General features: G+C 46.2%; 16 protein-coding genes and 1 pseudogene. 6 read left to right on the top strand and 11 right to left on the bottom strand.

Annotation, left to right across the window (positions count from 1 at the left end; translation table 11 throughout):
* Position 1: 1 nt before the first annotated feature.
* From AC121Z_RS04300 to AC121Z_RS04270, 7 genes and pseudogenes are all read right to left on the bottom strand, one after another.
* The gene (locus AC121Z_RS04300; protein WP_498126967.1) at positions 2–991 is read right to left on the bottom strand and encodes a polysaccharide deacetylase family protein; all 990 of its coding nucleotides are present in this window, start codon (positions 989–991) and stop codon (positions 2–4) included.
* Positions 984–2,180: a hypothetical protein gene (locus AC121Z_RS04295; protein ID WP_498126965.1), complete on the bottom strand. Its 1,197-nt coding sequence runs from the start codon at positions 2,178–2,180 to the stop codon at positions 984–986. The genes AC121Z_RS04300 and AC121Z_RS04295 overlap by 8 nt, the downstream gene beginning before the upstream one ends.
* Positions 2,180–3,328 (bottom strand): glycosyltransferase family 2 protein, encoded by a 1,149-nt coding sequence (locus AC121Z_RS04290; protein ID WP_498126963.1) that lies wholly within the window; start codon positions 3,326–3,328, stop codon positions 2,180–2,182. The genes AC121Z_RS04295 and AC121Z_RS04290 overlap by 1 nt, the downstream gene beginning before the upstream one ends.
* Positions 3,325–3,831 carry a serine O-acetyltransferase gene (locus AC121Z_RS04285; RefSeq protein WP_498126961.1) on the bottom strand — a complete coding sequence of 169 codons (507 nt, stop codon included), beginning with the start codon at positions 3,829–3,831 and terminating at the stop codon, positions 3,325–3,327. Before AC121Z_RS04285 ends, AC121Z_RS04290 begins: the two co-directional genes overlap by 4 nt.
* Positions 3,825–4,955, bottom strand: a complete 1,131-nt coding sequence (locus tag AC121Z_RS04280; protein WP_498126959.1) for a glycosyltransferase — start codon at positions 4,953–4,955, stop codon at positions 3,825–3,827. The genes AC121Z_RS04285 and AC121Z_RS04280 overlap by 7 nt, the downstream gene beginning before the upstream one ends.
* Positions 4,945–6,153 carry a TIGR04063 family PEP-CTERM/XrtA system glycosyltransferase gene (locus tag AC121Z_RS04275; RefSeq protein ID WP_498126957.1) on the bottom strand — a complete coding sequence of 403 codons (1,209 nt, stop codon included), beginning with the start codon at positions 6,151–6,153 and terminating at the stop codon, positions 4,945–4,947. The genes AC121Z_RS04280 and AC121Z_RS04275 overlap by 11 nt, the downstream gene beginning before the upstream one ends.
* A 10-nt stretch (positions 6,154–6,163) precedes the next feature.
* A pseudogene (locus tag AC121Z_RS04270) lies at positions 6,164–7,575 on the bottom strand (TIGR03013 family XrtA/PEP-CTERM system glycosyltransferase).
* Between the two features lie 196 nt (positions 7,576–7,771).
* Between AC121Z_RS04270 and AC121Z_RS04265 the strand changes: the two are divergent.
* From AC121Z_RS04265 to AC121Z_RS04250, 4 genes are read left to right on the top strand one after another with little or no spacing between them, the layout of a single operon-like run.
* The gene (locus tag AC121Z_RS04265) at positions 7,772–8,353 is read left to right on the top strand and encodes an XrtA/PEP-CTERM system exopolysaccharide export protein (RefSeq protein ID WP_498128147.1); all 582 of its coding nucleotides are present in this window, start codon (positions 7,772–7,774) and stop codon (positions 8,351–8,353) included.
* 51 nt (positions 8,354–8,404) lie between these two features.
* Positions 8,405–10,006: an XrtA system polysaccharide chain length determinant gene (locus tag AC121Z_RS04260; protein WP_498126956.1), complete on the top strand. Its 1,602-nt coding sequence runs from the start codon at positions 8,405–8,407 to the stop codon at positions 10,004–10,006.
* Positions 10,006–10,986 carry an XrtA-associated tyrosine autokinase gene (locus tag AC121Z_RS04255; protein WP_498126954.1) on the top strand — a complete coding sequence of 327 codons (981 nt, stop codon included), beginning with the start codon at positions 10,006–10,008 and terminating at the stop codon, positions 10,984–10,986. The genes AC121Z_RS04260 and AC121Z_RS04255 overlap by 1 nt, the downstream gene beginning before the upstream one ends.
* Positions 10,983–12,611 (top strand): hypothetical protein, encoded by a 1,629-nt coding sequence (locus tag AC121Z_RS04250; protein ID WP_498126952.1) that lies wholly within the window; start codon positions 10,983–10,985, stop codon positions 12,609–12,611. Before AC121Z_RS04255 ends, AC121Z_RS04250 begins: the two co-directional genes overlap by 4 nt.
* Positions 12,612–12,789: 178 nt before the next feature.
* Here AC121Z_RS04250 and AC121Z_RS04245 read toward each other — a convergent pair whose 3' ends face one another.
* Together AC121Z_RS04245 and hldE are read right to left on the bottom strand one after the other, a co-directional pair.
* Positions 12,790–13,827: an XrtA/PEP-CTERM system-associated ATPase gene (locus AC121Z_RS04245; protein ID WP_498126950.1), complete on the bottom strand. Its 1,038-nt coding sequence runs from the start codon at positions 13,825–13,827 to the stop codon at positions 12,790–12,792.
* Positions 13,828–13,906: 79 nt separating this feature from the next.
* Positions 13,907–15,328 (bottom strand): bifunctional D-glycero-beta-D-manno-heptose-7-phosphate kinase/D-glycero-beta-D-manno-heptose 1-phosphate adenylyltransferase HldE, encoded by a 1,422-nt coding sequence (gene hldE, locus AC121Z_RS04240; RefSeq protein ID WP_498126948.1) that lies wholly within the window; start codon positions 15,326–15,328, stop codon positions 13,907–13,909.
* 42 nt (positions 15,329–15,370) lie between these two features.
* On the opposite strand from hldE, the gene AC121Z_RS04235 reads away from it, so the two are divergent.
* A complete protein-coding gene (locus tag AC121Z_RS04235) occupies positions 15,371–15,688 on the top strand; it encodes a GIY-YIG nuclease family protein (RefSeq protein WP_498126946.1) in 318 nt (105 codons plus the stop codon).
* Here AC121Z_RS04235 and AC121Z_RS04230 read toward each other — a convergent pair.
* Entirely contained in the window at positions 15,675–16,583 is a 909-nt protein-coding gene (locus AC121Z_RS04230) for a DUF350 domain-containing protein (protein WP_498126944.1), read from the bottom strand. The genes AC121Z_RS04235 and AC121Z_RS04230 overlap by 14 nt on opposite strands.
* Positions 16,584–16,697: 114 nt before the next feature.
* Here AC121Z_RS04230 and glnE point away from each other — a divergent pair, with 114 nt between their 5' ends.
* Positions 16,698–19,610: a bifunctional [glutamate--ammonia ligase]-adenylyl-L-tyrosine phosphorylase/[glutamate--ammonia-ligase] adenylyltransferase gene (gene glnE / locus AC121Z_RS04225; protein ID WP_498126942.1), complete on the top strand. Its 2,913-nt coding sequence runs from the start codon at positions 16,698–16,700 to the stop codon at positions 19,608–19,610.
* Here the strand turns inward: glnE and AC121Z_RS04220 are convergent.
* The gene (locus AC121Z_RS04220) at positions 19,607–20,215 is read right to left on the bottom strand and encodes a toxin co-regulated pilus biosynthesis Q family protein (protein ID WP_498126940.1); all 609 of its coding nucleotides are present in this window, start codon (positions 20,213–20,215) and stop codon (positions 19,607–19,609) included. The genes glnE and AC121Z_RS04220 overlap by 4 nt on opposite strands.
* Between the last annotated feature and the right edge of the window lie 55 nt (positions 20,216–20,270).

Below are 20,270 nucleotides of genomic sequence, written 5' to 3'. Positions count from 1 at the left end.
ACTAGCTAGCACCCATAGTATTCAGTACGACTTTTGCTAAATCATCGTCGTTGACCGAGAAGCGATTAATATCAAATGGGTCAATTGGAGCTACGTTAAAATGTGGCTCATTGTTAAAACCCAACGCATAACCGCTTTGTTGAACAATCGCTTTTGTAGTGTCGTCAAAACAGTGATGCCGCCCCACTGGATAGGCAATGACTTTCACTGAGTTTTTCAGTTGACCTTCAATAATCGCTTTCGACTCGGCAATTTCATAGCGTTGTTCATCTTCTGTTAGGCGCGAGAGAATATGGTGATTAATGGTATGCGACCCAATTTCCATGCCGTCATCAGCTAATTGCTTAACTTGCTTCCAGTTCATAAATAGTTGTTGCTCAGCCGCTTTAGACTTGGAGTCAACATTCGGGAACTGCTCGCGCAAATGTTCGAGTACTTGTTGAGCCGTGTAGTTTTCTAACCGTTTCGCACGGTAAATGAAACTGCGGATATCTTTGTCTAACGTTGCTTGGCTAATTGGCACTGCCACATCTTCACCAGGAAAGGTAACGGAATGTCCAACGTTACTGCGTAAGATATACGCCATCTCATCCCACCAAGGGATCTCAGTACCGCTAATTAAACTTGTGGGGAGGAAAAACACGCCTTTAACTCCCGCTTGCTTCATCGCGGGATATGCCAAGGTATAGTTATCCAAGTAACCATCATCAAAGGTGATTAGGGCGTAGCGTTTGTTGACCTGCGGCGCATGTACGATTTGCGTAAGCTGGGCTACATCAACTAGCTCAAAGTGACTACGAATAATTTCAAGATGCTTTTCAAACGTACTTTGGCTGCAAGAAAAGATATCCCGATCAAAGTCAGTCGCAGTACTATCACCAATGCGGTGATAATTGAAAACATAAACACCATTGGGTAAGAATCGCCACACAAAACCGCGCAGGTGGGTTGTTGCAATAACACGCCTGATCAGGCGTTTTACTTTATTCACCGGATTCAACCGCTTGACTTAATGCGCGAAACGCTGGTTTAGGCAATAAGAAATCACGATAATCATTAGGATTACCGGACTTACCCGCTTCTGCTGCTTTAGCGATATTGTACATTTCACGCGCTGACACATAGTGCAACGCATAGTTCTTACCATCGTTGTAGTGCGTTTCTAAATAGTCATGCATTTGATGTCGTGGCGCTCCCAATAACGTTTCCTTGTCTTGCTCCTGCGTACCGTGCGTATGCACTTTTACGAAGATCCATTCAGGTCGGCCTTTTACATGAATATTTGATTCGACCCATTGCTTCACTCGAATGTCCAGTGGCGGTGCTGTCTTTCTGACATCCGCGTTCTCGATGTGCGGCATGCCCGACGCCGTTTTCCACTTAAAATTCAATCCAATTGGACCTTGGATCAACATTAAGTCTCCGCTGGGGGCTTTGCCTACCTCTACATCAACGCCAGTGTTATGCGACTTACAAGCGCCGTCTTTTCCTTGAGCATAATAAATTGAGTTGATCTTACTGGTTTGTGCCGGACTTGGAGCACAAGGCAGTGTCATATCGACATAGCAGCCCGACTCTCTGAGCACCTTCAACTCATTATCTACACCACAATGAATGCCGCCGGGTAACGAATTATCCAGTGCCCAATTACCATGAATGAACGCATATTGGATTTGCCCTGTTTCTGGATGGACAGGCAAAGCGCCATGCTGTTCGTGCAAAGTAACCGCAAAGTCGCTGAGCACTTTGTGTAAATTCTCTGCAGTATCGTCGTCATGGTGTAGATGGATCTCAATTTCACCAAATCCGCGGTGGCATAAATCTGATAACTTGGCTAAGTGTTCATGGCGATATTCTTCTTCTGGGTAGAAGAAACTGTGCTTGGGATGGCAGCCATCGGCATCAACATGCTGTTTCGCCATTTCTGGATACAGCGTGTACCATCGGTCGACGCGCTCGCGCTCTAGCTCAATAGAATCGTTTTTCCACTGCGGCTCAAAATGGTCAACAAAGCAAAACAGTACATGCTTAGTGCCGTTAACTTTGGGTTGCTGACCCAATAGCGTTTGTTTGATATACGGCCATAGCCAGCTGTCCATATTCTTCTTTTTTACTGCGAATATAAACAACACCAAGGTCAATAAAATTACCGCACCAATAACTGCGATTGCCCAAATCATTACTTATTCTCCCCCTGGCGAGCTGTGGTCTTCCAAGCTCCCGATTGTCCACCGCTGAGAAACCTTAAAAAGCCCTGTGCTAGAGCCAAGTTCATCGAAACAAAAAAAGTGACGATTGCGATTAGTGCATGATTTTTCTTACCGCGCTTTTCTCGCATCAAACCGTAGATTGCGATTACATAAAAGACTATTTGCAACGCTAAAATCAAAGTGTAAAACGGATTATTTATCAGTAAAACGTTGCAAACGAATGCTAACAGCATTAAGTGTGGAGCGAACCAACGCAGAACTTTGTGCGAGAGAAAACTCCACGCTAAGCTCAGACGCAGTGGCGATAATGCCCACAAATTAGCAAAAAAAGCGCGATAGTTACCCAAACCAATGCGAACCCGGCGCCCAAACTCATCCTGCAATGACGGTGCGACCTCTTCATGAGCGACAGCATGGTCATTATAAATGACATCATAGCCCTGCTTTTTAACATTCATTACAATACAAAAATCGTCTACCACGGTAGAACTCGGCAAGGACTGGTAGAGCTCGCGACGAATGGCATAAACCGCACCGTTTGCGCCCAGTAATGCTCCCATTGCTGACTCTTGCTTTTTCAAAAACTGTTCATACCGCCAATACAAGCTGTCACTATTGTCGTTGCCTTCGGGATTGTACAAGTGCAACTCGCCACACACTGCGCCAATGGTCGGACCGAAACTCGCCACCAACTTGGTAATCGTATCAGGCGTAAACTCGGTGTTTGCGTCAGTAAAAACTAAAAGCGGCGCTTGGCACTGGTTGACAAGCTCATTCAGAACGGTCACTTTGCCTCGATTTATCGTGTGGATTTTTACATCAACGCGGGGATGGTCGTTAAACGAGGCTAATATAGCTGGGGTGCTATCCGCGCTGCCATCTGAGGCCACGCGAATGGTAAGTTCACCAGGATAATCAGAAGCCAGCAAGTTTTCTATCCGAGCTTTAATACACGCTTCTTCATTGTAGGCAGAAAGCACAACATCAACAGCCGGCCAACTCTCTGGTGCAATCATTCCTATTGACTTCTCGGCAACTAATAGTTTTAGCAATAATGGATACAAGACGTAGGTGTAGGCCAGCAAAAACACGGCTAACCAAAACAAAATTTCAATCACTGACTTTTTCCTATTGGCCGAGCAGGAATACCTACAACGGTTGAATCGTTGGCAACATCTTTAACTACAACCGCATTTGCGCCTATTTTCACATTGTTACCCACTCGGACTCCACCCACTATTTTTGCACCTGCGCCAATAAAAACATCATTGCCGAGCACGGGTGCTTTCCCTTTTTCATCACCAATGACTACACCGCTTTCAATGATAACCCGCTCACCACCAATCACTTTAGAGTTCACTACGATGCCCACGGGATGCATTAAAATCAAGCCTTTTCCAAAGGTTGCTCCTGCGCCAATCACGCAACCATTGATGACTTTGTTCAGCCATTGGCAGAGAAATGAAAAAGGGATCAACTTGTAACGTTGGAACCAACCCGTTACACGGTACAAAACATTGGCACTCGTACCATCACTCATCAATACCCGGATCCGTGACGGGTTAAAGCCCTGCTCTTGCCAAAATTCACGCTTATAGCGTAGATCGTCTTTAATCAGCATAGTGGTTTCAATTCGGTCAATTTGTCGACTACAGTTTGGGCATTGGTAGCCCAATCAAAATTCTGCGCATGCTGGGCCAGCTTTTTCTTATCCCAGTCTTTCTCTAGCGCCTGGTTTAGCCCCTCAAGCAATGCAACTGTAGATTGAGGAGCTACAAGCACCCCGGTATCCGGAGTCACTATTTCGGGGATCCCACCGACAGTGGTTGATACCACGGGCACACTGCATGCTAAAGCCTCAAGCAAGACATTTGGCACCCCCTCGCGATAACTAGGCAGTACTAACAAATCGGCTTGGCGCAACTTCTCGGCAACTTTCTCTAATGGAATAGCCCCCAGAAACTCTACGTTAGACTCAATCCCATGCTCTTTGCATTTGCTTTTTAGTGCTAACTCTTCTGGCCCCTTGCCGATGATGCTTAATTGGAAAGAATCTCTATCCGCCAATTGGTTGAAAGCTTCAAGCAATTCAAAGACGCCTTTAGTTCGGATTAAACTACCAATGAAAATTAGCTTGAATGGCTCATCTTTTGTCCGTGGATCTGCTGCAGGGTAGAACACATCTCGATTCACACCGTTATAATTCACGGAGACTTTTTGGGGAGCAAAACCCAACTGCACCAAGCGGTCAACTATTGCTTGACTAGGGCAAAACACATGCTTTAGCGCATCTCGGATCGACAAGACTTTGCGTACTTTTTGCGAATTTTGCAGATGATAATTAACGTCGGTGCCATGGGTCTTACCTATGCAGGGTAAGCCGTTACGAGCAGCGAACTTTGCACTGGCAACCACGTCGGGGTACAACCAAGCAGCATAAATGGCGTCAGGTTGTTTGCTTAGTAGTTTTCGCTGCTGCCAGCGTAGCGCGACATATTGGAAGAAAGGCGCCCAACGAGCGCCTATTCTGGGAATATGAAAATGTGGAATAAACAGTAAATTTTCACTCTCGCCTATTTGCTTGCGGTGCCGCAACCATTCCGGAAACGTGATCAGTACTGCAATGGTTAAATTAACCGATTTATCCAACATCTCAAACTGTTGGCGGTTAAAAGCCGCTCGTGTTGGGTCCCATGGCGTCGGATAAAGATTGGTTATCGCCAAAAGATTGAAATCATTTCGCATCCAACAATTCCTGATAAGCTTTTTGATATTGCTTAGCGGTATTGTGCCAATTTCTAACATCAGTCACGAATGCCAATCCATTTTCGGCCATTTGCTTGAGCTGTTCTACCTCATCAATATTTGATAAAACTGCTTCTGCAATAGCTTCCGGTGCATCCGGCTTAAACAGGATCCCAGTTTTGCCATGCTCGATAAGCTCTCTATGCCCACCGATATCGGACGCAAAAACCGGCTTCATTTGTGCCATAGCCTCGAGGGGCTTTAATGGCGTTACTAGCTCGGTCAATCGAATACTTTCCCGTGGGAACAATAACGCATCAGCGACGCTGTAATAGCGGCTAACTTGATCAAATGGTACACGAGGGACGAAAGTTACATAATCTTCAACATTTAATGAATGCGCCAACGCGCGCAAATTTGCTTCTTCATTGCCGCCGCCGACTAACAACAAATGCACATCTTGGCGCTGCTGAATAATCGCGGGCATGGCATTGATCGCGATCGCTAAGCCTTCATACTTGAAGAAGGTGCCAACAAAGGCTAACACTTTTTTATTCGACAGGTTGTATTGCTGCTGTATCTCTGGGTCGGCTTGCGTAATAACTTTAAACTGCTGAATATCTACTGCGTTCGGCGTTACGAAGAGTTTTTTCGCACTGATACCACGGGCGCGTAAGTCCTGCTCTAGACCTTGGCAAATGCAACTCACTTTATCAACGGTATTGAAGGCGTGCTGCTCTATGGCTTTGATTAATTTATAGCGCAGACTCCCCTGCTTGGTTTTTCCGGTATCAACCGCTGCATCTTCCCATAAAGCGCGCACTTCATAGGCTACTGGAACACCGTACTTGCGCCCCACTTTAGCGGCCGCAAGCGCGTTAAACATGGGGCTATGCGCTTGGATTACATCCGGTTTCTCTTTTAAGAAAACTTCTTCGACACGTTTGGCCAGATGGTTGATGTAGGCTAAATATCCAACCAAAGGGATTTTGGCAAACACTGACGTAGTAGGTTTCGTGCGATAGAATCGCATCCCCTCGACGTCTTCTTCCATGGTTTTGAAGTCTTGAAAACGCTGGCTCGTCATTTGACACGTTTCAATGCCGATTTCTCGTTGATGTTTTAAAATGGCCCGTGAGCGCAGAGAATAACCACTGATGTTCGGTGGCGAGTATTCCAGTACATGTAAAACTTTCATGGTTTTGTCCCTAACGCCCTTTACCAAAGAGCACAACTTCTACGGTTCTGATCAAAATCAGCAAATCGAGTAACAAACTTTGATGTTTTACGTAGTACAAGTCAAATTTCAATTTTTCCAAACTATCTTCAATACTCGCACCATAGGGATAGTTCAGTTGCGCCCACCCCGCCAATCCTGGCTTCACGTTGTGACGCTGATTGTAATATGGAACTTCTTTAATCAATTGCTCCACAAATTCAGGCCTTTCTGGACGCGGCCCGATGAAGGACATTTCGCCTTTAAAGATATTGAATAGTTGGGGAAGCTCGTCAATGCGGTATTTACGAATAAAATTACCAATCCGAGTTACGCGATTATCATTTTTACTCGCCCATTTCGCGCCATCTTTTCCGCGTCAGGCCGCATACTTCTGAATTTGACAATTTTAAATAGCTTGCCATTCATACCCACCCGCTCTTGTTTATAAAATACGGAGGTTTTTGTTCTGCGCCCATCATCTAACCAAATGATCAGCGCCGTTAGCAACATAAACGGCCACACAAAGAACAACACACAAAAGGCCATTGTGGCGTTTAAAATGTAATCAAGCCCATCACGCAGGTAATTCTGCGATGAAAAACCATTCGAATAGATGACCCAACTCGGATACATCAAATTAACTACAATTTGACCGGTTTCACGTTCCATGAAGTCAAGTAAATCAGTCACTTCAACACCTCTGAAGCGGCAATCAAATAAAACATCAATAGGCAGAGTGCCACGTCGCTGATCACAAGCAATAACAACCTCATCAATATCATTGTCTTGGAGGAAGCGACGGAAATGATTGTCGACTTTAATTTGGATTAGCTTTTCGTTGATAATGCCTTCTTCGCGGTTATCCCCAGGGATCGGGACAAACCCGACTAACTCAAAGCCCATACGATCCACGTTACGCCGCATTCTCTTTTCTATGATCGACGCGCGTTCTCCAGCACCTAATACAATGATTCGAGTACGGCCAACACCTAAAAGGCCCAAGCGGGTGGTAAAATACCGAAACACAACCAGCGAAAGAATAATAGTGCCAATCGCGGAGGGTAAGTAGTAAGGGTGTAACTGCAGTTTTTGTAATAGCGTGCTGGTTAGCACCTCAACGACGAAATAGGCTAGGCCTGCACTAACGAAAATGCGCCGAATAATACCGCGAAAGGTGACGCGTAATTTCGCTTCATATAACCCCACAGAAAGGGCGCATAGCTGGGTAAAAATGATCAGCAATCCAACATTCACAACCACCGCTTCTAGGCTGGGTGCTGGGATATCAAAAGCCTCTGCTAGGACAAAGCTGACAAGGTAGCTCACGTAGCCAATGATTACCGCCTCTGTAACCACAAGTGCATTGGAACGTCTAGACTGGTTAGCTTTCGATAATGCCACATTAACTCCTTAATCTCATTCCTCGACAAATATCGTAGGAATGTGCAAACAAATCGGGTAGACTTCTTAAAAAATCCTACGCATTATATGCCATCTAAGCACAGGGTAAACAATAAGTTTATTTGACGATTGCCATAAAGGGAAAGTTGCGATGCTCTACAGGTTTATAGTTTTTACAATCATGGTTCAAAGCTTGATGTTTTTGGTGGGGTGCTCAACCAACAAGCTACCCCCTGCAATTCCATCTGCATCATTAACCACATCTGTTGACAATTATTCCTATTTGATTGGTCCCGGTGACACATTAAATATCTTTGTATGGCGTAACCCTGAAGTATCAGGCTCCTTTATTGTGCGTCCCGATGGCAAGATTACGACTTCGTTAGTCGAAGACCTCGAAGTTTCTGGCAAAACGCCTACCCAACTAGCGCGTTCAGTTGAAGAAGAACTGTCTAAATATATTCGCGACCCAATTGTAACAGTAAGCGTAACCGGATTCGTTGGCCCTTTCAGCGAGCAAGTACGGGTGATTGGTGAAGCCGTTAATCCGCGTTCGATTAATTATCGTGAACGCATGACCCTGCTTGATCTCATGATTGAAGTGGGTGGCCTAACAGAATTTGCGGATGGTGACGGCGCCAAACTGATCCGGGTTATCGACAACCAGCAACGCGAATTCGATATCGACATCGATACACTCGTTCGACGCGGTGAAATCGAAGCTAATGTCGATTTATTACCGGGTGATATCATCATTATACCTGAAGCATGGTTCTAGGATTTGGCGGTCGTGAAAATGTCCGTGCTTACGAAGTAAGGTAAAGCGAAAATGGAAGATCTAATTAAATCCTTCGAAGCCATTAAAGAATACATTAGTGGCATCTGGATTAAGAAGCGCTACATCATCATTTGCACTTGGTTAATTTGCCCTGCATTGATGGCATACGTGTTTATGATGCCCGATGAGTATCAATCAGAAGCGAGCGTATATGTAGATACGCGTTCGGCATTGAGGCCTTTACTTCAGGGCGTGGCGGTGCAATCAAACCCAGCTGAAGAAGTTGCCATGATTGTGCGTACTTTGTTGAGTCGACCCAATATCGAAAAGCTAGCACGCGAAACTGATCTTGACGTTACGGTTACGTCCGAAGTGGGTTATGAAAACCTTATCGAAGGTTTAATGAACAATATCAAAGTTACCTCGCGTGGCGGTCGCAGATCTGACCGGATTTACAACATAACTTATACACATGAAAACCCAGCGGTGGCGCAAGCGGTCGTCGATGAAACGCTCGATCTATTTATTGAGGGAACCTTAGGTGAATCTCGTCAAGGGACTGACACGGCAAATCGGTTTTTAGACGAACAAATTGCCGAATATGAAGCGCGCCTTTCGCAAGCCGAGCAACGTTTGGCCAATTTTAAACGCCAGTATTCCTACCTATTGCCCGTGCAGGGAACATTTTATTCAAACCTATCGGAGCAACGCCAAGCGCGCAAAAACGTATTACTGAATATCGATGAAGTGACTCAGCAAATCGAAGCGCTTAATGAGCGTTTACAAGCGGTTTCTGCCTCCACTAATTTTGCCAACGGTATTGACGAAGCCAATACTCGGATAGTGAAAACCCAATATGACGCGCGGATCGATGCGCTCCGTGCACGTTTAGATGAACTGCAATTGCGCTTTACTGACATCCACCCTGATGTTGTTAAAGCCTCTAACCTACTGCAAGATTTGGAAGAAAAGCGCGCCGAGGAAATTCGTCAATATGTGGCCCGTCTCAGTAATGATTCCTCTTCTGCCGCAGCGACCAACAACCCATTTGCTCAGCAGCTAGGTTTAGAACTCACACGCTTAGATGCCGAGCTGGCGTCTTTACAAGTTCGCAAAGCCGACCTTGATAATATTATTGATGACTTAACCAACAAAATAGATCAAGTACCGCTCGTCGAGGCAGAGCTAACTGCATTAAACCGTGATTACGGGATCACCAAATCAAAGTATGAACAGTTATTATCAAAACGTGAGTCTGCTGCTATTTCGCGTAATGCTGAAGTGTCTAATGATGAGGTTAAGTTCCGCGTTATCGTGCCACCGAAGCTACCCAACAAACCTTCTGGTCCGAAACGCATCTTGTTTTATACGGCAATCTTGATGCTTGGCTTTGGCGCGGGATTAGGTATCGCCTTGTTAGTCAGTCAGATTGCGCCGGTGGTGTTGTCAGCAGATGCGCTGCATAGAGCTACAGGGATCCCAATACTGGGTGTGGTAGAAGACATTAATAAAGATGCCAAAGTGAAATCAGAGCGACTGCACATGATGATATTTGCCATATCATGCGCCGGAATTTTCCTGATGTATTTTGGATTAGTGACGATAGAAATTCTGAACATTGATCTAATGTCCAAATTGGAGAGGTTTCTATAATGAGCACAATTGAAAAGGCGTTGGCCAAAAAAGGGGCCAAGCAGCAAGCACAGCCAGCAGAAACTTCTTCGGACGAAGTCAAAGATAATGACAGCAGTATAATCGAACAAGCATCTAAGAGAGCTGAAGAAAAAGCACAAACACAGTCTACAAAGCCTGAAGAAAAAGCTGACATTGCTGAAACACAAACGAAGCAAAGTTCTAAGAAAAAGGCAAAAGCAAGCACAGACGACCTGTACCTAGAAATTGACCCGGATTACCTCGCTAGTAGGGGTTACATATCGATTACAGGTGAGCGCTCACGCAAGTCAGATGAGTATCGTGGGATCAAACGGAAGATCTTAAGCACGGCCTTTGGCCCAATCTCAAAGACCTTAGACAATAGTAATATTGTGATGGTGTCTAGCGCTAAACCCAATGAAGGCAAAACTTACACAGCCATCAATTTAGCGATCAGTATTGCATTAGAGAAAGATAAAACCGTATTGTTGGTCGATGCGGATGTTTTACGCCCTTCGGTATCTCGAGAGTTAGGCGTGAAAACGGGCAATGGATTGATGGAATACTTACTCGATGAATGCCACTCTATTTCTGACGTACTCTACAAGACCAGTATTGATAAACTGCGCGTGATCCCGGCAGGTCGCTCCCACCATTTGTCGACCGAATTGCTTTCAAGTGAAAAGATGTTGCAGGCTGTCAATGAGTTTTCCAGCCGCTACTCTGACCGAGTAGTCATTTTCGATTGCCCGCCATTATTGGGGATTAACGAATCCGCAGTATTAGCCAACCTTGCGGGGCAGGCGGTGATTGTGGTTGAGGAGAACGAGTCAAAGTTGCGCCTCGTGAAAACTGCCACTGAGCTATTGTCGCCAGAGATGGCGAAGGGATTTGTAGTGAACAAATCGGTACGTAGCAATAGCACATCGGGCGACTACTACTACGGATATTATTACGGCTCAGAAACCAAAGAATTATGATCCAGCAGGTAGACATAGGACGCCACCCATTAAACAAATTGATCAAGGCTCTCTTAACTGTAGGGGCTTTGGCGGCTGTGCCACAAGTCCAGGCAGATTTTACCTTTGATGCTGAACTGGCCTCGTCGCTAGTAGCAGCGGATACCAGCTCAGATGGTACCCGCAGGGTAAACGGCGAGTCCACATCCTGGACGCTGAATCCTTCAGTCTCATTATCTTATAACGGGCCGATTGCGGCGTTTGTGTGGAATATCGATCATACGTATTTGTATCAAGATGCCGACGGGCGCGATTCAAGTCTAGACCAGTCTTTTACTGAATATGAGATCTCTGGCAACGTTGAGCTTGTTGAAAATTACTTAAGGCTAGGCGCAGGTTCACAACTGCGTTATCGCAATACCGACCCATCCCTAGCCTTTGCCGATGATTTTATTTCTGGCTCACAGAATCTGGGTAAACTGCGTACCAACTTTGCGTCATTAAAATTTTCCTCCGCAACACAACGTTGGTTCAATGTAAATTGGGAACTACGAGGAAATAAGGTTGAAAGTGACCAGTCAGTTAACTCAACAACCAATCTAAATAACAGCAGTATTGCTACATTTTTTGACATCCGACAAGGACGCGAGTTTAAACAGTTGCGATGGTCCCTCGTTAATACATGGCAGGATACTCAAGGCCGCAGAACAAATAACGATTTAGTCTCGCGACGCACCAATTTTCAATCCGCACTTGGGGTCTATGGACCACTGTCATTGTATGTAATAGCGTCCGATGAAAGAAATCAATTCAGTGGTGTTAGGAGTGCTGGCTTAGGTGAATTTACTAGCTATGGCGCTGGCTTGGAATGGTTTGAATCAAACAATCGTAAAATTTCTGTCGCATTCAATCAAGCAGAAGGCAGTGATGATAACGACACCGAACAATATGTCTCTTTCGACGCAGTGTGGGCATTTACGAGCCGAACGCGTTTAGAAGCCAGTTATGGTAGGCGCTCATTTGGCGATTCGGGTGAATTTTCTTTTGTGTATAACACTAAAAAATTCCGCGTTGCTGCGAGCTATGATGAAACCTTGACTACATTTAGTCGCTTGATCAGCAACTTTGAAGAACTGGGCGTCTTTGTCTGTCCGGTCGGAACCGTTGATCAGAGTCAGTGTTTTCTGCCCAGTTCGCTTGCTTATGAGTTACAACCCGACGAACAGTTCAACTCACTGTTTCAAAGTATTCCCGAAATCAGTGAAGAAGTGATTGTGCGTCGTTTTGGGCGTTTGAGCGCAGGTTTTGACGCTAACAAACTCACGTTTTCAGTGACACTCAATGGTGGACGGACGAAATTTATTGACACGCAACGCGAGCAAGACAATATGATTGTTTCTGCCAGCATCAACTACAAGGCCGGGGCAAAAACCAGCGCATTTGGTAACATTAACTACAATCAAACCGATTTCCTGGATACCAATAACCGGAATCAAATACTCAAAGCCGAAAGCGGCATTCGCCATCAAGTAAATCGGGATTTATCGGTGTCATCCCAGATAACCTTTACTGATAGCGACACCACCAATACCGCTGCGACCTATCAGGAACGACGCATTTCAGTTTCCCTTATTTACCGCTTGTAAAATGAATGCGCCGCTGTTAAGCCCGCAACCACTGAACCATGCAAAGTGTTAAGCATCATTTTTACTAGCCACGATAACTACGATTTAATTTAAGTACCTATCCCCTGAGCCATCGCCGCTAAGATTTACCTACAAATAAAAAAGGTTGGCAGTGCCAACCTTTTTTATTTAGTTACCTTTATTCATCCTTCAACCGCACGTAGGTCCGGTATTTCTTCTTTAACAGCTTGTCAATGTACTGAGTTAGCTTAACTTTATGGCTAATAGCACTGTCGAGAGCATCAACCAGCTCATTAAGCATGGTTTTATAATACTCTACATCCCGAATTTCTGTGCCGGTATCCGTCATATTGGCAGGGCCACTAACTTCATCCTTTAATGAACGAGGTGCTACCGGATCTGGCGTAAACATCTCTTCCTTAACCTCTGCCACCACAGCGTCAATCGCATTTTCATCGAGCGTTTCAAGTTCTTCTAAAAATCCATATAACAGCACGCGATCCATCAAGGTATTGATTTTACGCGGCACACCTGTGGTAAACGCATGTATACGATTGAAGGCTTCTTCAGAAAACAAAGAAGTACCCTTCCACCCTGCATTATGCATACGGTGCTCAATATATTCTTTAAGCTCATCAAGCGACAGTGGTGCCAAATGACAAGATGCAACAATACGCTGACGGAACTGTTCCATATTGGGTGCGCGTAGGATCGGTTGCAGTTCTTCTTGGCCTAACAGGAAGCTCTGCAAGAGCGGCTTACCGTCCTTCTGGAAGTTAGACAACATACGTAGCTCTTCAACGGTCTCTAACGGCAGGTTTTGTGCCTCATCCACCAACAGCAATGCGCGGCGGCCTTCGCGGCTTAAGCCTTCCAGAAAGTCTTCTAGCGCTTCTAACAGATCCGTCTTGGTTTTATTGGCAACATCAATATCAAATTTTGACGCCACCATCTTCACTAACTCATCGGGATTCAGTTTGGGGGTCACAATTTGCGCGGCAACGATATCATCTTCAATATCGGCTAATAAACTATTCGCAATCGTTGTTTTGCCAGTACCAATCCCGCCAGTGATGACAATAAACCCTTCGGCTTGCGACAACCCGTATTGCAAATACGACATTGCGCGCTTGTGCCATTTACTCGCGAAGAAAAACGCCGGATCAGGCGTAAGCTGGAAGGGTTTTGAGGTCAACCCATAATGAGATTCGTACATGCACACTCGCTAATTAGTAAAGCACCGCCAAGAAACGCTAGCTTACAAGGCTAATGCACTGGGATCAATCGATAGTCGATTAAGCGCGATCGACGATCTGACGGATGATACCTGTGGTGGAAACGCCTTCTTCAAACAACAAGACTTTTACCTCACCACCGTTGGCTAACACTTCCTGCGCACCGGCAATTTGTTCAATCGTGTAGTCACCGCCCTTAACCAAGACATCTGGCAATATTTCACCAATGAGTCGCTGTGGCGTATCTTCAGCAAATGGCACCACCCAATCAACCGCCGCTAATCCGGCTAACACGGCCATTCTGCGATCCACAGAATTAATCGGCCGCCCTTCACCTTTGAGCTTGCGCACTGAGTCGTCGGTATTGACGGCAACAATTAATCTATCGCCCAACTTGGCCGCCTCGGTTAAATAAGCAACATGACCGGAATGTAAGATATCAAAACAGCCATTGGTCATGACTACTTTCTCGCCACGATGCTTGGCCGCCAGCACTGATTGTTTAAGTTGAGATTCACTCATCACACCGCCATCTGGGTGGGCTTCATCGCGCAAAGCAACTGCCAATTCGGTGGTAGAAACCGTTGAAGTACCTAATTTTCCAACCACGATACTGGCGGCAATGTTGGCAAGAACACAGGCATCCGCGAGCGAACTACCGGCGCCAATGCTGGCAGCAAGGGTAGAGATTACCGTATCCCCAGCGCCAGTAACGTCATAAACTTCACGGGCTTTCGCGGGTAAATGCAAGGGCGATTCATGCTCAACAAATAACGACATACCATGCTCTGAGCGCGTCAGTAGCAAGGCATCTAGCGCCAAAGTTTTTCTCAGTTGTTGCGCCTGCAATTCGAGTCCAGCCTCATCCTCGACATTCCCTACAATCTGTTCAAACTCTGTCAGATTCGGCGTAACAACCGTAGCGCCGGTGTATTTTGTAAAGTCATTACCCTTTGGATCAACAACGACAGGCACCTTGTGCGCACGCGCAACGGCGATCAAATCTGCCGCTGCACTTAAACACCCTTTGGCATAATCGGATAAGATCACCACATCGGCGTTGCCGATGGCTTCTTGGAATTGCTCGGTCAGCGCTTGTTTGTCGACAGATTCAAAACTTTTCTCAAAATCTAAGCGCAGAAGCTGTTGATTACGGCTGAGGATCCGTAATTTGGTTATGGTATCAAACTCGTTAACTTGCGCGAAATGACACGTAATGGAAGCTGCCTGCAGTTTCCCCATAAGGACTTGGGCCGTTTCATCTGCTCCTGTCATTCCCAACAGCGTGACCTTAGCGCCCAAAGATGCAGCATTTAAGGCAACGTTCGCCGCGCCACCTGGACGGTCCTCCGTATCCCCAACGCGCACCACTGGCACCGGTGCTTCTGGCGAGATGCGTGCAGTTGAACCTTTCCAATAGCGATCCAACATTAAGTCACCCACAATGAGGATACGTGCTTGGCTAAAATCTGGTAGATTCATGAGTTTACAATTCAATCTGAATGAGATGGGCAGAGTATACCAGTGAATCAGGAAAAATCAGCTTCACAACCAACGCAATCCGAATGGCACGTTTATATCATCGAGAATCGCTTGGGACATCTATACACTGGCATTACCACCGACGTAGCTCGCCGCCTCACTGAACATGCGGGAAAACCGCAAGGCGCGAAAGCATTAAAGGGTAAGGGACCACTGCACCTTAAATATACTCACCCCTTTCCCAACCGTGCCGAAGCATCAAAAGCCGAAAGCTGGATCAAGCGACAATCCCGCAACATTAAGCTTGCTTTGATTGCAGGCCATTTGTCACTGCCCAGTTTCGCGACTACGCGTGAGTGAAAATACCAATAACAATAAATGCGATGCCAATACTTAATACGCACTGGATGGCAGCCACCCCAACATTATGCTGCTGATCAACTTCCTGTTTCCAATTCAAGCCGTTGAGTACTACCCGCTTAGCAATAGTCACCAAAATCAGTAACGCTATGGCAAGCACCAAACTGGTGATCAACCAGCCGGTGACGTTGCTCACATAGGTTTGCGCGTCATACTTTAACAACATGGCCGCGGTTGAGACGACTAATGCCGTGCCGATAAGATTTCCCGAGTGCTCGATCGCCGCCGCTACATGCCCTTTACCTAACGCTTTCTGAAACGAGTCATTCTGATTATTCTGGGCAAAACGGATCTCATAGAATCGCGTCATTAATAGCAAGACGACAAGCACAACAACGAAACCCGAGGTTATAGCAATTAACGCATTGGCGTCGGTTCCATCGACCCACTGCAACATACTTTTCAGCATAATCGCACTGGCGATGGCGCTGGCGGCATCAACTAGTGCAACACTGACATTTTTCTCATCAATCATTTGGTCTTTATCCAGTCGATTAAGGACTAACTTGTCATGTGCATAGCGGCCGATCCTCACCAAAACAATACCAAATAAGCCAAACAATACCATGCCGATAGCGGCACTTTGATAGCCTTCACCGACGTGCCGGCCAACCACCGAGCCCAACACCAAACACAGTGACAACATGCGCCCAGCCATGCTAATACCGAAAGCAAAGTTGTCTTTACTGCCCAATTCATTGGTAACACTAATCCCGCTTACACGACCTGATAGCCAGCGCACTAAAAACAGCAAAATAAAAGCGATACTGATGTCGATTGACAAATATACCCAGAGATCGCTGGGTAGAGGGTTAAGCTTTACCAAAGTTTCCATAAGGCTCCTAAAAAGCGTTCACTCAAACACACTATTTTGTGTCTTCTATTATTGTTGTTCATCCGCTGAATATGCCACACTGGCGCTATACAGCTGCGAGCGATTGTTTTCATTATGCCAACCAATTCTGTAAATGACACTTCTTTAGTCCAACAATCCCAATTGCACTTGGATTGGTTAGCCGCACAAGACTTTTCATTGGCTGCTGAGCAACGCCAACAGTTGGCTGAACTGTTTAGTATGAGCGAATTTGTCCGGCGTACCTGTTATCAATACCCGCAGGCATGCACGTTTATCGCACAGTTTGCTGTAAAACTGCAGGACTTTACTGTAGTTGATACATTAACCCAAGGCGTTACGTCTGCTATTGCTGAATTTATTGCTGGTGTGACTAATGAAGCTGACCTCATGCGCCAATTGCGCATTGCGCGCCACTCAATACTGGCAACCATCACATACAAAGATGTGATTGAACAGCAATCCATTGCCTCCTCATTGCAGCAGGTATCTGTGCTTGCAGATGCGCTGATCATGGCGGCATATAATTGGCAATATGATCAATTAGCGAAACGCTACGGCACGCCGCAAACCGCAGACAATACGCCACAACCCTTATGCATCTTGGCCATGGGGAAACTTGGCGGGCAAGAGTTAAACTTTTCATCTGACATTGATTTAATCTTTGCCTATCCGGAAAAGGGCGAGACGTTTGCAGAACGGGATAAAAACCAAAAGTCGATTGAGAATCAACAATTTTTCACCAAACTTGCGCAACGCATCATATTCACTTTAGATACGGTTACCGCAGATGGGTTTGTGTATCGCGTCGATATGCGTTTACGCCCATTTGGAGATAGTGGTCCATTGGTCGCTAATTTTTCTGCACTGGAAGACTATTACCAGCAACAAGGGCGCGATTGGGAACGTTACGCCATGTTGAAAGCGCGCATCATCAATCCACCTACCCCCTTTCATCAACAATTGACTCAACTCCTGCGCCCCTTTGTGTACCGCCGTTATGTCGATTTCACTGCGTTAGAGTCGCTGCGCAGCATGAAACATATGATCGAGAAAGAAGTTCGTAGAAAGCGCCTGACTGACAATATTAAACTTGGCGCTGGCGGCATCAGAGAAGTGGAGTTTTTTATTCAAAGTATGCAAATCATCCATGCGGGAAAATATCCACTGTTGCAAACCCCATCGCTACTTGAGGCCATCAATGGCCTCGTGCAAGTTGATATCCTCAGCTCTACCGAGCGTGATGAGCTGCTGACTGACTATTACTTCTTGCGCAAAGTCGAACATTGCTTGCAACAAGTCAATGATGAACAAACCCAGCAATTACCGAGCACAAGTGATGAGCAAGCGCGCATCGTTGCGCTGTTGGGTGAGTCCAGTTGGGAGTTTGTTTATTCGCGTATAAACGATGCCCAGCAACGCATCAATGGTTACTTTCATCAACTCATGGAAACCCCCGAGCAGGCAATCGATAAAACCGACCCGCTGTATGCATTAAGTGAAGACTTGTGGACAGTCGACTTAATCGAAGACGATTGGCAGCACTTATTGTCCCCATATTTACCGGGCGACCTTATTACCGACTTGTTTAATCATTGCCTGTATCTCGAGCAACGGCTCAGCAAAATACCCATGGGGCAACGCGGTGCTGATGTATTCAACCGACTGATGCCAGCGATACTATTTGACATATTAAGTAAGCCTTCACAACACTACGCGATGCAACAAGTCGTCGCTATCTTATGCAGTATCGCGGGTCGTACCGCCTACTTAGATCTATTGCTAGAAAATCCGCCTGCACGCCAGCAATTACTCTTTCTTACAGGGCAGAGCCCGTGGATTGGTGAGCAAATCGCGCGTTTTCCAATGCTTTTAGATGAGTTATTGGATCCCAGTTATCTGGCGCATCGCCCGATAAGCATAGAGGCTATTCGAGACGAACTGCACAGCCAATTACACCAGTCAATGTTACGCATCGACCCTGATGATCTTGAAGCGATGATGAATGCATGGCGTCAGTTTAAGCTTAGTCAACAACTGATCATTGCAGCGTCAGACGTCTGTGACACGTTACCTACTAACGCGGTAAGTGATCACTTAACCGCGTTGGCTGAAGTACTACTGGATAGCGTTGTACGTTCAGCCTGGCGAGATATGAGTAAACGCTACGGTGAGCCTGAAGGTGCAACGATAGAAAGTGCTGGGCTTTGCGTGATTGCCTACGGCAAGTTTGGAGGGCTTGAATTGGGCTACGGCTCAGATTTAGATTTGGTGTTTCTACACAATGCGCCACCTGAGCAAAACACCACGGGCTCTAAATCTGTGAGCGCCACACAATTTTATGTCAAAGTAGTGCAACGTGTGATGCACTTAATGGCCACGACGACCCAACTTGGCAACATTTACGAAATCGATTTACGCCTAAGACCGAACGGAAATTCGGGCATGCTGTGTAGCCATATTGAAAGCTTTCAACAATATCAACTGGAAAATGCCTGGACATGGGAACATCAAGCATTAGTGCGGGCGCGTCCGGTTTGGGGGCAAACACAACTCAAACAACGCTTTCAAACTATGCGCCAGGAAATATTGCGGCGCCCTCGTGCAATGGATGAACTGCGTCAGGCCGTTTATGACATGCGCGAAAAAATGCGCGCGCATTTATATAAACCATCCCCGCAAGGAGTCGATCTTAAACAAGCCTCTGGCGGCATTACCGATATCGAGTTTTTAACCCAGTTCTGGGTGCTCGCGCACGCGCACGACGCTTCAGAACTTGTGGATTGGCCGGATAATTTACGCATACTGGATAGCGCGGTTAATGCCAAGGTGATCACCCAGCAACAGGGAGAGCAACTAAAGACTGCCTACTTACAAATGCGTCAGGCGATCCATCAGGGCGCTCTAAATGGAGAGAAGTTTGTCCCGGACACAGCAGCGCTTAAAGACTATCGCGAATTTGTGTCTGAACTGTATATCCACACATTGAACCCAGCATCGGCGCGCTAGTCTGCGCGGACGCAATGCTCGGTTAAATAGTCAGTATCATTGGCCGTGATCACCAACGAGCGTTGTTTGGGGCACACGTAGCCATGCACGTCGCCAATGAAATTACTATCAACAGCGTTAGCAATCTGTTTAACCGCACTGGCAATGGTCGAGTCCATCTGAAACTGATGTTTGACAACAAAGTCCTGATCCAAGTCCCAGATCACTTGCATACCTTCTTGCTGCGCAAATGAAGAAAGCGCTTCTCGCAATGTACTACCGGCTTTAAACGTACGGTATTTTTTCTCTCCCACCCAACGCCCACTGACTGGGCGCGCCTCACTAGTCATGCTTTGTAAGCGTTGGTCGAGTGGGCGTTCATCCGGTCCAATTTCCATCACGAAATCGCCAGCTTCTTCCTTGATGGGATCGTTGGAGCTCATTCTAAACTCTTGATAGAAAGCACTTAAACCACTGGCAACAGAGCGCTTTGCCGGTGCGCCTTCTGGCTCTGGCGTCGAAACTGTTTCTTCTTGCAGCATGACTACCACCACAGCAATGACAATTAACGCCAGTGCGAGTCCCAAATGCTTTACCCAAAACAATGTGTTCGAACTTGTATTCATTACTTACCCAGCTGAGCAGAAGTAGTTAGTAAACGCCAACTAACTAATGGCCTGC

Source organism: Alteromonas sp. DYW1 (assembly GCF_059752595.1).
Note: the sequence above shows the minus strand (reverse complement) of the source record. Positions and strands in the feature narration are given on the sequence as shown.